This window comes from Burkholderia sp. PR2 (genome assembly GCF_052372875.1).
GTDB lineage: Bacteria > Pseudomonadota > Gammaproteobacteria > Burkholderiales > Burkholderiaceae > Burkholderia > Burkholderia diffusa.
The window spans coordinates 299029-312378 of the sequence record NZ_JBQRWH010000001.1 but is presented as its reverse complement, the minus strand read 5'-3'; the positions used below and the strand labels follow the sequence as shown (position 1 = coordinate 312378).

Annotated in this window: 8 protein-coding genes; 4 read left to right on the top strand and 4 right to left on the bottom strand. The window is 68.2% G+C overall.

Features of this window, described 5'->3' with window-relative positions; genetic code table 11:
- Positions 1 to 228: 228 nt before the first annotated feature.
- The 3 genes from ACT2FV_RS01350 (at position 229) to ACT2FV_RS01340 (ending at position 1808) form a co-directional block, all read left to right on the top strand.
- Positions 229 to 675, top strand: a complete 447-nt coding sequence (locus ACT2FV_RS01350) for a MarR family winged helix-turn-helix transcriptional regulator (protein WP_444503887.1) — start codon at positions 229 to 231, stop codon at positions 673 to 675.
- A gap of 36 nt (positions 676 to 711) precedes the next feature.
- Positions 712 to 1080 carry an antibiotic biosynthesis monooxygenase family protein gene (locus ACT2FV_RS01345; RefSeq protein WP_059600158.1) on the top strand — a complete coding sequence of 123 codons (369 nt, stop codon included), beginning with the start codon at positions 712 to 714 and terminating at the stop codon, positions 1078 to 1080.
- 527 nt (positions 1081 to 1607) lie between these two features.
- Positions 1608 to 1808: a DUF805 domain-containing protein gene (locus ACT2FV_RS01340; RefSeq protein ID WP_044847905.1), complete on the top strand. Its 201-nt coding sequence runs from the start codon at positions 1608 to 1610 to the stop codon at positions 1806 to 1808.
- A 503-nt stretch (positions 1809 to 2311) separates the two neighbouring features.
- Here the strand turns inward: ACT2FV_RS01340 and blaPEN-bcc are convergent.
- Entirely contained in the window at positions 2312 to 3205 is an 894-nt protein-coding gene (blaPEN-bcc, locus tag ACT2FV_RS01335; protein ID WP_444503023.1) for a PEN family class A beta-lactamase, Bcc-type, read from the bottom strand.
- A 116-nt stretch (positions 3206 to 3321) separates the two neighbouring features.
- On the opposite strand from blaPEN-bcc, the gene penR reads away from it, so the two are divergent.
- Positions 3322 to 4212 carry a beta-lactamase transcriptional regulator PenR gene (gene penR, locus ACT2FV_RS01330; protein ID WP_444503022.1) on the top strand — a complete coding sequence of 297 codons (891 nt, stop codon included), beginning with the start codon at positions 3322 to 3324 and terminating at the stop codon, positions 4210 to 4212.
- A 500-nt stretch (positions 4213 to 4712) separates the two neighbouring features.
- On the opposite strand, the gene ACT2FV_RS01325 is transcribed toward penR, so the two are convergent.
- The 3 genes from ACT2FV_RS01325 to ACT2FV_RS01315 form a co-directional block, all read right to left on the bottom strand.
- Positions 4713 to 4964, bottom strand: a complete 252-nt coding sequence (locus tag ACT2FV_RS01325; protein WP_059600328.1) for a hypothetical protein — start codon at positions 4962 to 4964, stop codon at positions 4713 to 4715.
- 103 nt (positions 4965 to 5067) lie between these two features.
- Entirely contained in the window at positions 5068 to 7293 is a 2226-nt protein-coding gene (locus ACT2FV_RS01320; RefSeq protein ID WP_444503021.1) for an amylo-alpha-1,6-glucosidase, read from the bottom strand.
- Positions 7294 to 7448: 155 nt separating this feature from the next.
- On the bottom strand, positions 7449 to 13037 hold the full coding sequence (locus tag ACT2FV_RS01315; protein ID WP_444503020.1) for an autotransporter domain-containing protein: 5589 nt from the start codon (positions 13035 to 13037) through the stop codon (positions 7449 to 7451).
- Positions 13038 to 13350 lie beyond the last annotated feature (313 nt).

The window sequence follows — 13350 nt, the reverse complement described above, 5'->3', positions numbered from 1 at the left end:
CTTGTGGACAACCGGCCGCTAACGACGACAAGCGATTGATCCGAAAGGGTTTGTCGGTCGTGCGCAGCGAATGCGCCAGACCGCGCCGCACACGCTCACGTCCGGACGCGACATCGCGTACCGATCCCCTCTCCTGCCACGCCCGCCCGGCCGTGGCGATCCACGACAAGATTGACAACCAGTTACCCATTACGTAAATTGGTTGTCAATTTATCGCACATCCCGACCATGACGAAACCCGCCAAGCTGACTGCCGTCGCGCTGTCCGTCTTCCGCCTGAACGGCCTGTTGATCGAATGGGGCAATACCTTTGCCGCGCCGCACGGCCTGACCAGCGCGCGCTGGCAGGTGCTGGGCGCCATCTCGATGGCGCCGGAAGCCCCGAACATCCCGCAGATCGCCGACGCCATGGGCATCACGCGGCAGGCCGTCCTGAAACAGATCAACGTGCTCGTGGAAGAAGGGCTGGTGCAACCGCTGCCGAACCCGACGCACAAGCGCTCTCCGTTGTACGCGCTGACCCCGCGCGGTACCGCGGCCTACCACGCGGTGGTCGGGCAATGGCAGCAGCATGTCCGCGACATCGCCGGCCAATTCAGTTCGGCCGATCTCGATGCGGCGATTCGCGTGCTGTCGACGATGTCCGGCGCTCATGCGCCGAACGGGCAGGCGTGATCGCGCCATCGACCCAATTACTTGCAGGAGTGCTCCATGCCTCGTTTCAAGCCGATGGACCCGGCCTTTCCGATCCAGCAACAGCTCGGCATCGACGCGCAACCCGTCGTCCTCGTCAACGTCTTCACGCTGGATCCGGCCGACGAAGCGGATTTCCTGGCCGTGTGGAAGGACGACGCCGAGTTCATGAAACGGCAGCCCGGATTCATTTCGACCCAGCTTCATCGCGCACTCGGCGACAGTCCGACTTACTTCAACTACGCGATCTGGGAATCGACCGACGCGTTTCGCGCGGCCTTCACGCATCCGGCGTTCGTCGCGAAACTGTCGGCTTATCCGTCGTCCGCCGTCGCGAGCCCGCACCTGTTCCAGAAAGTCGCCGTGGCAGGCGTGTGTACCGCGTGAGCCGATGCGCGAGCCGGTGCGACGCACGGTTTGCACGCGGTGCCGCGCCGCGCGATCGCCACGCGGACTTCTCCACAGAAAATGTTGGCAAGCTTGTGGATATCCTGCGCACCGCGACGCTAAGCCCTTGATCCGACGGACTTTGGCACGCGTGATGCAGACGCGACGCGCACCGCGCCCGTCACACGCGCCGGTTCGCCGCACTTCGCATCACGATGCCACGTCGATGCGCGTTCGATACACGGCGCGATCGCCGCGCCACTTACCCACAGAAAATGTTGGCAAGCTTGTGGATATCCTGCGCATGCATCGCCTAACCCGTTGATCGGCCAATGATTCATGCGCCGCGCCACCGTTGCGGCAGCGCGCGGTCCGCTCACGCGCGCAATCGGACGATCCGGCGCAACGGCGCGCCCTGCACGCGGCTTGACGTGCGTGCATGCGACGCGTCAGGATCACACGAGCCGCACGCGGCGTGCGGGCCGTTCGGCCCGCATCGTACAACGACACATCATCCGAGGAAGGCCATGGAACACTTCACCGCAGGGCAGTTGATCGTCTCGCTCGTGCTCGTCGCGATCGTCGTCTATCCGTATGTCCGGATCGTTCGGCGTACCGGGCATTCAGGCTGGTGGATCCTGACGATGTTCGTCCCGGTCCTGAACTTCATCATGTTGTGGGTTTTCGCATTCGCGCGCTGGCCCTCGGTCGACGATCGGCATGGCTGAACATCAAGCGGGCTTGTCCACAGATTGTGTTGGCAAGCATGTGGATAGCCTGCGCATACCGCGATCAAGCGCTTGATCCGAAAGACTTTGTCCCCGTCGCTTCGAATGCGTCACGCGGCCGGCAACGTGCCGTTCGCGCATCGTCGTGCGATGCGACGGACCGCATGTCGCGCGCGCCACACCGCTTGTCCACAGATTGTGTTGGCAAGCGTGTGGATAGCCTGCGCATACCACGCACAAGCGCTTGATCCGAAAGGTTTTGTCCGTGCCGCTTCAAACCGTGCAGGCAGGCCTGCGGCACGCGAGCGCTGTGCCCGCTGCGCGACGAACGAGACCGCTCGCGGGCTTGTCCACAATTTTTGTTGGCAAGGATGTGGATATCCTGAGCATGCGTGACCTAAGTCGTTGATCGCACAACGTTTCGACGTGCCGGTCACGCCGGCGGCACGGCGCGCCTCCATCGCTTCGTCCAGCCATCGATGAACGCACGCCGCGCCGCCCGCTCAGGCGAACGTCGCGAGCGCGATGCGCGCGGCGGCCGCGATCACGTCGTCCTTCGCCTTCGCATCGGCACGCGCCTGCGTGTAGTACACGACGAGCACGATCGGCGCGCGCGACGGCGGCCAGATCACGCCCGCATCGTTCGTCGTCCCGTAGTCGCCGGTGCCGGTCTTGTCGGCCACCTGCCACCCGGCCGGCACGCCCGCGCGAATCCGCTTGTCGCCGACCTTGTTGCCGCGCAGCCACGCGACGAGCTGCGCACGCTGCGCGGGCGGCAGCGCGTCGCCGAGCGTAAGCACGCGCATGCTCGCGGCCATCGCGTCGGGCGTCGTCGTGTCGCGCAGGTCGCCCGGCAACGCGGTATTCAGTTCGGTCTCCCAGCGATCGAGCCGGAACGTGTCGTCGCCGATCGAGCGTGCATACGCGGTCACCGCCGCCGGCCCGCCGATCAGCTTCATCGCCAGGTTCGCGGCCGAGTTGTCGCTGTACTGGATCGCCGCCTCGCACAACTCGGCGACGGTCATCCCGGTGCTGACGTGCTTGCCCGACACCGGTGAGTAGTTCACGAGATCGGACTGCGCGATCGTCACGCGCTGCTGCAGCAGCCCCGGGTGCTCGACGCTCTGCGCGAGCACCGCCGCGCTCAACATCGCCTTGAACGTGCTGCAGAACGGGAAGCGTTCGTCCGCGCGATGCCGCGCGTGCCGGCCGCTCGCGGTGTCGATCGCGCACACGCCGAGACGGCCGCCCGCGGCGCGCTCGAGCGCGGCAAACGACGTCGCGGACGAAACGTCCTGCCCCGCGGCCGGCGGTGACGCGCACGCGGCGACGGTCAGGACGAGCGGCGCCGTCGCGGCGGCCAGCAACAGGGTTCGACGTTGCGATGAGTAGGTCATGTCGTGTCTCTCGTGGTGGAATGGATGCGAAACGGCCGGCCGGCGAGACAGCACTATCGTGACTTTACGGTTGCCTGACAAGCAACGATAATTGAGCGCTGACACAAGAAATTCTTATGACTAAGCTCCGCCCTCATCTTCCGCTCAATGCGTTGCGCGCATTCGAATCGTCGGCGCGCCACCTGAACTTCACGCGTGCCGGCCTCGAGCTGAGCGTGACCCAGGCTGCCGTGAGCCAGCAGGTGCGCTCGCTCGAGGAGCGGCTCGGCTGCGCGCTGTTCACGCGGCTGCCGCGCGGCCTCGGGCTCACCGACGAAGGGCGCGCGCTGCTGCCGGTGCTCAGCGACGCATTCAGCCGGATCGAGACCGTGCTCAAGCAATTCGAGGGCGGACGCTTCCACGAGGTGCTGACGCTCGGCGCGGTCGGCACCTTTGCCATAGGCTGGCTAATGCCACGGCTGAAGCGCTTCGGCGACACGCACCCGTTCGTCGAGCTGCGGCTGCGGACCAACAACAACGTCGTCGACCTCGCTGCCGAGGGCCTCGATTTCGCGATCCGCTTCGGGGAAGGCAACTGGCCGGCGACGCGCAACGAGCGGCTGCTTGACGCACCGCTCACCGCGCTGTGCGCGCCGGAGATCGCGCGGCGCCTCGCACGGCCGACCGATCTCGCGAACGAAACGCTGCTGCGCTCGTACCGCACCGACGAATGGCTCGGCTGGTTCGACGCCGCGCAGCTCGAACCGTGGCCAGTGAACGGGCCGGTGTTCGATTCGTCGCGACTGATGGTCGAGGCCGCGATGCAGGGCGCGGGCATCGCGCTCGCGCCGGCCAGCATGTTTGTGCGCGAACTGCAGCTCGGCCTGCTCGCGCGGCCGCTCGACATCGACGTGCGCGCGGGCGGCTACTGGCTCACGTCGCTGAAGTCGAAGCCGCTCACGCCGGCAATGACGCTGTTTCGCGACTGGATCGTTGCGGAAGCGGCCGACGCGGCGCCGGTCGAATGATGAGGCCCTGCTTGTCCACAGATTTTGTTGGCAAGGATGTGGATATCCTGGGTACCCGGGGCCTAACCCGTTGATCGCGCACGAATTACCGCGCCGATGCACGCATCGGGCAGCCCGTGCCATCTGGAGCTTGAACGCAACGACCGCCGCGCGCCGGATCATCAACCATCAGGAAGCAATCACGTCAGACTTATCCACAGATTTTGTTGGCAAGCCTGTGGATATTCCACCAATGTGACACGTAACATCCTGATACAAAAGGGGATTCAGTAGATCGAGCCAGACAGGTCAATGACGCGGCATCGTTTGCGACCTCGCGGCGCGCACCCTGCGCACCGGCACGGGGGCCGGACGGTTCTCCACAGATTGTGTTGGCAAGCTTGTGGATATCCTGCGCACCGGCCGGCTAACTCATTGAGCGCACGGGGTTTTGTGCGCGCCGCGCAAGATTGTGCAGCACCGGCGCAGGCCGTGCGGCCGACGCCGGCGCTGCCGGTTCATCAATGCCGGTCGAGCCCGCTGCGCAATTCGCTCGCCTTGTCGCGCAGCGCCTCGTATCCGGAGCGCGCATGTTCGGGCAGGTCGGGATCGCCGATCAGCGCGCCGAGCGTTTCGATCAGGCTGAACAGGATGCCCTTCGCCGCGCCAGCCGCGATGCTCTGCGACTCGATCGACTTGTGCAGGTGGTCGACCGCCGCTTCCAGATTCTCGAGCTTCTGCTCGCCGTCGTCGGGCCGTTTATCGGTCGTCATCGTAGGTGCCTCCGCCATCGTTCAAGGGTCATGTCACGATTCTATGCCGCTGCGCGCGGACGTGGCGCGACATCGCGCAACGTCCGTGCAGGCTGCCGCATCATTACAGCACCGCGACCACCTTCACCCGCCCCGGCTGCGCGGCCGCCGCGAACACCTGGCCGTCGACGCGCCGGAACGTCAGCGATACGGTCTCGTCGCCGACCCGCAGTTCGTCGATGCGCAGCCAGTCGACGCCTTCAGGCAGCGTCGGGCGTTCGACACGCACTTCGTGGCGCGCCGCGTCGACGCTCACGCCGAGACACGCCTGCAGCATCATGAACGGCGCACCGGCCGCCCACGCCTGCGGCAGGCATGCGACCGGATACGCCGTCGGCGGCTCGCCGCGCCGGCGCGGGAACCCGCAGAACAGCTCCGGCAGCCGCATCTCGAAGCTGACCGCGGCTTCGAACAGCGCGCGCAGCAGGTTCACCGCGGCCGTCTTGTCGCCGTAGCGCGCGAGCCCGCGCGCGATCAGCGCATTGTCGTGCGGCCACACCGAACCGTTGTGATAGGCCATCGGATTGAAGCGCGGCTGGCCGGCCGCGAGCGTGCGAATGCCCCAACCCGTCTGGAACAGCGTCGAGCCGAGCACGCTGGCGACCGCCGCGCCGCGCCCGGCGTCGGGCAGTCCGAACGCGAGCAGATGGCCTGCGTTTGACGCCAGCACGCGGCACAAGTCACCGTGACCGTCGAGCGCGATCCCGTAGAACTCGGACTCCGGCATCCAGAACAGTGCCTCGACCTGGTCGCGCAGCGTCTTCGCGCGCAACGCATAGCGCGTCGCGTCAGCCGCGTGTCCGCGCCGGTGCGAGCACATCGACATCGCATCGAGCGCCGCGCACGCATAAGCCTGAACTTCGACGAGCGCGATCGGGCCGTCGGGGAAGCGGCCGTCCGCGTGGAACACCGAATCGTGGCTATCCTTCCAGCCCTGGTTCGCGAGGCCGCGCTCCGACGTGCGCTGGTAATCGAGCAGCCCGTACGGATTGCGGTCGCACTTGTCGATCACCCACTGCGCGGCGCGCTCGAGCGCGGGCCACAGCTCGTCGATCAGCGCATCGTCGCCGGTGTGTTCGACGTACGCCCCCGCGAGCACGATGAACAGCGGGGTCGTATCGACGCCACCGTAATACAGCGCGAACGGCACCTCGCCCGTCGCAGCCATCTCGCTGCGGCGGAATTCGTGCATGATCTTGCCGGGCTCCGCATCGCGGAACGCGGACGTCTCGCGCGCCTGGTGCTCCGCGAGAAAGCGCAGCACGCCGCGCGCGAGCGACGGCTGCAGCCACAGCATCTGCAGCGACGTGATCACCGCGTCGCGGCCGAACGGCGTCGAGAACCATGGAATGCCCGCATACGGATACGGCCCGGTGTCGAGCTGCGTCGTGAGCAGCCCGAGATCGGCGAGCGACCGGTCGAGCCATGCGTCGAACAGCGGATTGCTGGTATTCACGCGCGCCATCGCCTCGCGCCGCGAGCGCATCTCGCGATGCACGCCGACGAGCGCGGTGCGCAGCGCGACGCGGCCGCATCCCGGGCCTTCCCCGTCGCGCGCGGGGCCGAGCGTCGCGTCGACGGTCAGGTAGATCGACACGCACGCCTGCGCGGCGATCGTCAGCGTGTAATCGGCGCGATCGACCGACAGCGCGTCGGGTGCCGGCGAGAAATGCACGGTCACGTTGCGCTCGACCTTGTCGAGGCCGTCGTAACGCAGCCGCACTGCACCGGCGTCGACGCGCGGCGCGGCCACCGTGCCGCGCTTCGGGCGCTGCGTGCCGCGCACTTCGAACATGTCCTTGAAATCCGCCGCGAACGACAGCGACAGCGGCACCTCGGCCTCGCTCGCGCCGTAGTTCGTCAGCGTCAGCGCTTCGTGCAGCACGTCGCCCGCGAGCACGCGCATCCGTTCGATGTGGATCACGCCCTCGGGCGTCTCGCGGCCGCCGAGCGGCGGCAGCGGGCGGTTCGTCAGGTGTGCGGTAAACGACGCGTTGTCCGCGCTCGTCGCGCCCGACAGCAGCGACGGCGCACGGCCGCCGAAGGTCAAACGCCATGTCGACAGCACGCGCATGTCGTCGACGAACAGGCCGTCGTCATGGCCGCCGATGTCGCCGAGCGCATCGCTGACCACGAATGCGTCGCCGGATTTCAATACGTACTGGTTGTTGCGTGCGAGTGCCTGCGGATCGGCTTCGGGCGCGATGAACGCGGGGCCCGTCGCCTGGGTCGGGGGAACCGGCGCGACTTGCGGCGACTGCGTCGTGGTGGCTTCGGCGTGATTCGGCATCGATGCTCCTGTGTCGAGGCGCAACGCGCGGTGCGCGTCGCGTGTTTCGCACAGGATAGGCCAGAACCGGGGGGGCGCGCAGCGACGAAAAAGACGCGGCCCCCGCGGCGTTGCCGCCGCCGCACCGGGCCGCGCACAGGCACATCAGGCGACGGTCAGAACTTCCACAGGATGTTGCCGAGCACCGCGTTGTCACGCACGCCGCTGCCGTACTGGCCGCTGAACGTGAGGCCGAGCGTCAGGCGCTTCGTGATGGTCGCGTCGATGCCCGCTTCGAGCACCGCGCTGTCGCGAGCAATCGGCACGCCCGATACCTCGAACGACGTACCACCGTTCGCGAAGGTGAACGCCGACGACGGCTGCACATTGCCGAACGCGTGCCGCCAGCCGACCGTCCCGCGCGCGGTGAACGTGCCGAACTGCGACGCGGCACGCACGCCGAGCGTCGAGAAACCGACGTGGGTCGTCTGGCCGCCGGCCCGCAGCGCGGCCGCACCGCCGCTTTCCGTATAGCCGTCGGTATGCAGGTTCACGTAGGCAAGACCCGCGAACGGTTCGAGCGCGACCGGCCCGACCGGCAGCGCGTAGCCGACTTCGCCGAACACCTGCGCGGAATTCGCGTTGTAGCCGGCCGAATCGTGGTCGGAGAAGCCCGCGAAGCCCGGATAGCGGTCGCTGTTGATCCGATACCACGTGTACGACGCGCCGCCGCGCACGCCGAGCGCACCGTACTGCGCGCCGCCGTACAGCGACAGGTAGTAGCTGTTGACCGACGCCGACGAACTCAGGTCGTTGTCGAGCGAGCTGTGCGTGACGCCGGCGGCCAGGCCGGCACGCCACTTGTCGTTGAGCGCCATGTCGGCACCGGCGATGAAGCCCGTCATGCTGCGGTTGATCGCGGACGTGTTGCCGTCGCCCGCGAGCCTGCTGCGGCCGCCGAATGCCTGCCCCCAGACAACCGGCTGATAAGGCGTGCCGCCATGGCAGCCGGCCCGCGAGCCGATCCGGCGTTCCGGCGGCAACGTCGGGTCGGTGACACCGGCCGTGTTGTCGCCGCACAGCGCGGCGCCGCCCGACGACAGCGCCGCGAGCGGCCCCGATCCGGGCGCGAGGCCCTGGCGCACGCGATCGGTCACGGCATCGCGCACGTAGCGGCTGTCGAGCAGCAGCATGCTCTTCAGGCTCGCCTGCAGTTCGCCGTCGAGCATCCCGTACGCTCGGCGCGCGGTGGCCGCATCGGTCGTCAGCACCGTGTCGTACAGCGGGTTGCCCGCGCCGAGCGCACCGATCGCGGTCGCGACCGCGCGCTGGTTCGGCGTCGTCGCGACATCGGTCAGCGACGTGCCGTTCGCGACCAGTTGCAGGTACACGTGGTCCGGATCGTAGCTGAGCGTCGGCATCAGGAACGCGTAGTTCGAATTCACCTGACTGAACGTGCCCTGCACGCCCGACGACGCGCTGAGGATCGTGTACTTCGTGGTCGGCTGGTAGCTGGCCTGGTTCGCGAGCACCTGCACGGTGCCGCCGTTCAGCGTGGCCGTGCCGCTCGCCGCGACGCTGCCCGCCTGCTGCGGCGTGACCGCGACCTGCAGCGTCGAGCCCGGCTGGAACGTGACGTTGCCGGCGACGTTCAGCGCCGCGCCCGGCTGCGACACGGCCGCGAACGCGCCGCTCTGCACGACGAGGCCGCCGACCGTGCCGGTGCCCGTCAGCGTCGCGCCGTTCTGCACGGTCACGGTCGACTGGCCGAGCGAACCGTCGACGGCGAGCGTGCCCGCGGCGACGGTGGTGGGGCCGCTCAGCGTACTGGTGCCAGTCAGCGTCAGCTGTCCGCTGCCGGCCTGGGTCAGCGAGCCGGTGCCGGACAGCACGCTCGCGAGCGTCACGTTGGCGGACCGGTTGAAGATCAGCGCGCCGTTGTCGACGACGTTGCCGACCACGCTGCCCGACGAGCCGCCGTTGCCGAGCTGAAGCGTGCCACCCGCCGCGATCGTCGTGCCGCCCGTGTACGTGTTGCTGCCGGTCAGTGTCTGAATGCCGGTGCCCGCGACCGTCAGGCCGCCGGTGCCGCCGATCACCCCGCCGAACGCGCCGCTGGCGGTTCCGCCCAACGTCAGCGCGTTGCCGCCGAGACTCACGTTGCTGCCGGCCACGCCCGACAGCGCACCGAGCGTTTGCGCACCCGACGCGCCGCTCAGGTCGAGCGTCGCGCCGGTGCCGGCGAGGTTCACCATGCCGGTCGCCGCCAGGCTGCCGCCCGCCCCGAGCGCCAGCGTGCCCGCGTTGATCGTCGTGCCGCCGGTGTACGTGTTCGCGCCCGTCAGCGTCGTGGTCGCCGCGCCGTTCTTCACGAGCGCACCCGTGCCGGAGATCGCGCCGCTCAATCCGAGCGCCTTGCTGCCGCCGAGCGTCAGCGTCGCGCTCGTGCCGAGAGCGACCGCATTCGTCATCGACAGGTTTGCGTTCGTATCGAGCGTGGCCGCACCGCCGACGTTCAGCGCGCCGGTACCGAGTGCCGATGCGTTGCCGAGCACCAGGCCGCCACTGTTGAGGCTCGTGCCGCCCGAATAGGTGCTCGCGCCGTTCAGCGTCTGCGTGCCGGTGCCCGCCAGCGTCAGGCTTCCGGTCCCGCCGATCGCCCCGCTGAACGTGCCGCTGCCCGTCCCGCCCAGCGTCAGCGCGTTGGCGCCGAGATTCACGTTCGTGCCGCTCACGCCCGACAGCGCGCCGAGCGTTTGCGCACCCGACGCACTGCTCAGATCGAGCGTCGCGCCCGCGTTCGCGAGATTCATCGCGCCGGTCGCCGCCAGGTTGCCGCCCGCACCGATCGCCAGCGTGCCCGCATTGATCGTCGTGCCGCCCGTGTACGTGTTCGCGCCCGTCAGCGTCGTGGTCGCCGCGCCGTTCTTCACGAGCGCGCCCGTGCCGGAGATCGCGCCGCTCAATCCGAGCGCGTTGCTGCCGCCGAGCGTCAGCGTTGCGCCCGCGCCGAGATCGACTGCGTTGGTGACCGACAGGTTCGCGTTCGTATCGAGCGTGGCCGCACCGCCGACGTTCAGCGCGCCGGTGCCGAGTGCCGCGGCGTTGCCGAGCACCAGGCTGCCACTGCTGAGGTTCGTGCCGCCCGAATAGGTGCTTGCGCCGTTCAGCGTCTGCGTGCCGGTGCCGGCCAGCGTCAGGCTGCCGGTGCCGCCGATCGCACCGCTGAACGTGCCGCCGGCCGTCCCGCCCAGCGTCAGCGTATTGGCGCCGAGATTCACGTTCGTGCCCGCCACACCGTCCAGCGCGCCGATCGACTGCGGCCCCGTCGCAGCGCTCAGGTCGAGCGCCGCGCCCGCGTTCGTGAGATTCATCGCGCCGGTCGCCGCCAGGCTGCCGCCCGCGCCGATCGCCAGCGCGCCGGCGTTGATCGTCGTGCCGCCTGTATACGTGTTCGCGCCCGTCAGCGTCGTGGTCGCCGCGCCGTTCTTCACGAGCGCACCCGTGCCGGAGATCACGCCGCCCATCACGAGTGCGTTGCTGCCGCCCAGTGTGAGCGCCGTGCTCGCGCCGAGATCGATCGCGTTGCCGATCGACAGGTTCGCGTTCGTATCGAGCGTCGCCGCGCCGCCGACGGTCAGCGTGCCGGAACCGAGGGCCGCGGCATTGCCGAGCGCGAGGACGCCGGCGTTCAGCGTCGTGCCGCCCGTGTAGTTGTTCGCGGCGTTCAGCGTCAGCGTCGCCGCGCCGTTCTTCACGAGCCCGCCGCCGCCCGAGATCGTGCCGCCGAGCCCGAGATCGGTGCTGCCGACCAGTGTCAGCGTCGTGCCGGTGGCGACGTTGATGCCGTTCGCGAGCGACACGTTGGCGGTCGCATCGAGCGTCGACGAGCCGTTGACGTTCACCGCGCCCAAGCCCAGCGCCGTGTTGCTGCCGACGGCCAGGTTGCCGCCGTTCAGGTTCGTGCCGCCGGTGTAGACGTTCGTGCCGGTCAGCGATTGCGTTCCGGGGCCCGACAGCGTCACGCTGCCCGCGCCGCCGATCGTGCCCGCGTAGGTCGCATTGATGGTGCCGTTGAGCGTCAGCGAAGTGCTGCCCAGGTTCACGTTCGTGCCGGCCGCTCCCGCCAGCGCGCCGATCGTCCGTGCGCCCGACGCGCCGCTCAGGTCGAACGTCGCGCCCGCGCCGGTCAGGTTCACCGTGCCGGTCGCCGCGAGGCTGCCGCCCGTACCGAGCGCGAGCGTGCCGGCGTTGATCGTCGTGTCGCCCTTGTACGTGTTCGTGCCGTTCAGCGTCAGCGTCGCCGCGCCGTCCTTCACGAGGCCGCCGGCGCCGGCGATCGCGCCGGACAGCGCAAGCGCGTTGCTGCCACCGATCGTCAGCGTCGTGCCGGTGGCGAGATTGACCGCGTTGCCGAGCGTCACGTTCGTGCTCGCGTCGAGCGACGCCGACGCGTTGACGTTCAGCGCGCCCGCGCCGAGCGCCGTGTTGCTGCCGACCACCAGGCCGCCGCCGTTCAGGTTCGTGCCCCCCGTATACGTGCTCGCACCCGACATCGTCAGCGTGCCGCCGTCGTTCTTCGTCAGTGTGCCGCTACCCGTCACCGTGCCCGACAGCGTGAGCCCGGTCGCGCCCTGCACCGTCAGCCCGCCCGCGCCGAGATCCACGTTGTTGGCGACGTTCAGCCCGGCCGTGCTCGCCTGCAGCGTGCCGCCAGTGGCCGTGACGGTGCCCGTGCCGAGCGACGCGTTGTCGTTGATGATTGCGACGCCGCCCGCGAGTGTCGCGTCCTGCGCGGTCGACGCGCCGTTGACGGTCCAGTTGCCGCTCGTGACGTCGAGATGATTGAAGTTGATGTAATTGTTGACCGCGATCGTGCCGTTCGCCGTAGCGCCCTGCTGCAGCACCAGCGTGTTGTTGCCGCCCGCGCCGCCGTCGACGACGCCGGTCGCCGCGACGCCGAGCGTGAAGGGGCCAACCGTGATGTTGAACGCGCCGCCCGTGCCGCCCGCCGTATTGACCGACGAGCCGGTGACCGCGGTGAACGTGTTCGTGCTGTTGGCGCCCATCGACACGCCGCCGTTGATCGTGCCGGAGTTGACGAACGTGTTGCCGAGCCCGGGCGTGCCGCTCGAGCCGAGCGACACGCGCCCGGTGATCGTTCCGCTGTTCGACATGTTGACCTGGCCGCCACCGTAAGCGGCAACCACGGGCGCGTCCGCGCCGGACAGCGTCGCACCGGCCAGCGGCGTGGAGCCGATCACGCCGGTGTTCGTGATGCTGGAGACGCCGCCCGTGCCGTTCTGGACCGACAGCGCCATGCCCGTCACGCCGCTGATCGCGACGCCGGTCGAGCCCATCATCGTGCCGTTGTTGGTGACGGTCGTGGTGCTCGCCGACGCATTGCCGACCACCGTGCCACTCGACAGCACGCCGAGCCCCGAGCCGAGCACCGAAGGATCGATCGTGCCGTTGTTGGTCAGCGTGACGCCGCTGCCGGTCAGCGACATCGCGGTGCCGCCGACGCCGAGCAGCACGCCGACGCTCGCGCCGGGATTGACTGTGACGTTCAGGTTGTTGGCGCTGTTTGCATAGCTCGGCGCCAGCGGATTCGCGACGCCCGAGCAGGTCACCGTGGTGCCTGCCGTGCTGCAGGTCGCGTACGCGGGAACGATGCCCGCGCCGGACAATGCCAGAAAAACCCCCGTCGGCAACAGGAATCTCGGAAACGGCTCCCCGCTCTTCTTCGAATGCGCAATGTTCATGCTTCCCCTCGTGATCGGCATGGACGCTGAATCGGACCGGCGACAGCGGAAAATCCGGGACGCAAGCGTGCCCGCCGGCGATCGCGGAACGACGTCGGTTTATTCGTGGATGAATTATTGGTTAATCGATTCTCGTTTGAGGATGCAAAACTAACCGGATGCCATGATCGTGACCCTTGTTTTTATGCAGCGACTTTCTGGTTGATTTGATTACCGCCCCTGCTTTTGTCAGACAAGGCTATATCAAAAAAACATGGTTTTCCAGTCGATGTTTGGTTATCTGATAAGGGTCAATAGAATGCGTATTTTTTAC

Bases quoted from the DNA above. Each gene is read 5' to 3' on its own strand.
- ACT2FV_RS01315 (WP_444503020.1), bottom strand. From the start codon at position 13,037: ATGAACATTGCGCATTCGAAGAAGAGCGGGGAGCCGTTTCCGAGATTC.
- ACT2FV_RS01320 (WP_444503021.1), bottom strand. From the start codon at position 7,293: ATGCCGAATCACGCCGAAGCCACCACGACGCAGTCGCCGCAAGTCGCG.
- blaPEN-bcc (WP_444503023.1), bottom strand. From the start codon at position 3,205: ATGACCTACTCATCGCAACGTCGAACCCTGTTGCTGGCCGCCGCGACG.
- ACT2FV_RS01345 (WP_059600158.1), top strand. From the start codon at position 712: ATGCCTCGTTTCAAGCCGATGGACCCGGCCTTTCCGATCCAGCAACAG.
- ACT2FV_RS01325 (WP_059600328.1), bottom strand. From the start codon at position 4,964: ATGACGACCGATAAACGGCCCGACGACGGCGAGCAGAAGCTCGAGAAT.
- penR (WP_444503022.1), top strand. From the start codon at position 3,322: ATGACTAAGCTCCGCCCTCATCTTCCGCTCAATGCGTTGCGCGCATTC.
- ACT2FV_RS01340 (WP_044847905.1), top strand. From the start codon at position 1,608: ATGGAACACTTCACCGCAGGGCAGTTGATCGTCTCGCTCGTGCTCGTC.
- ACT2FV_RS01350 (WP_444503887.1), top strand. From the start codon at position 229: ATGACGAAACCCGCCAAGCTGACTGCCGTCGCGCTGTCCGTCTTCCGC.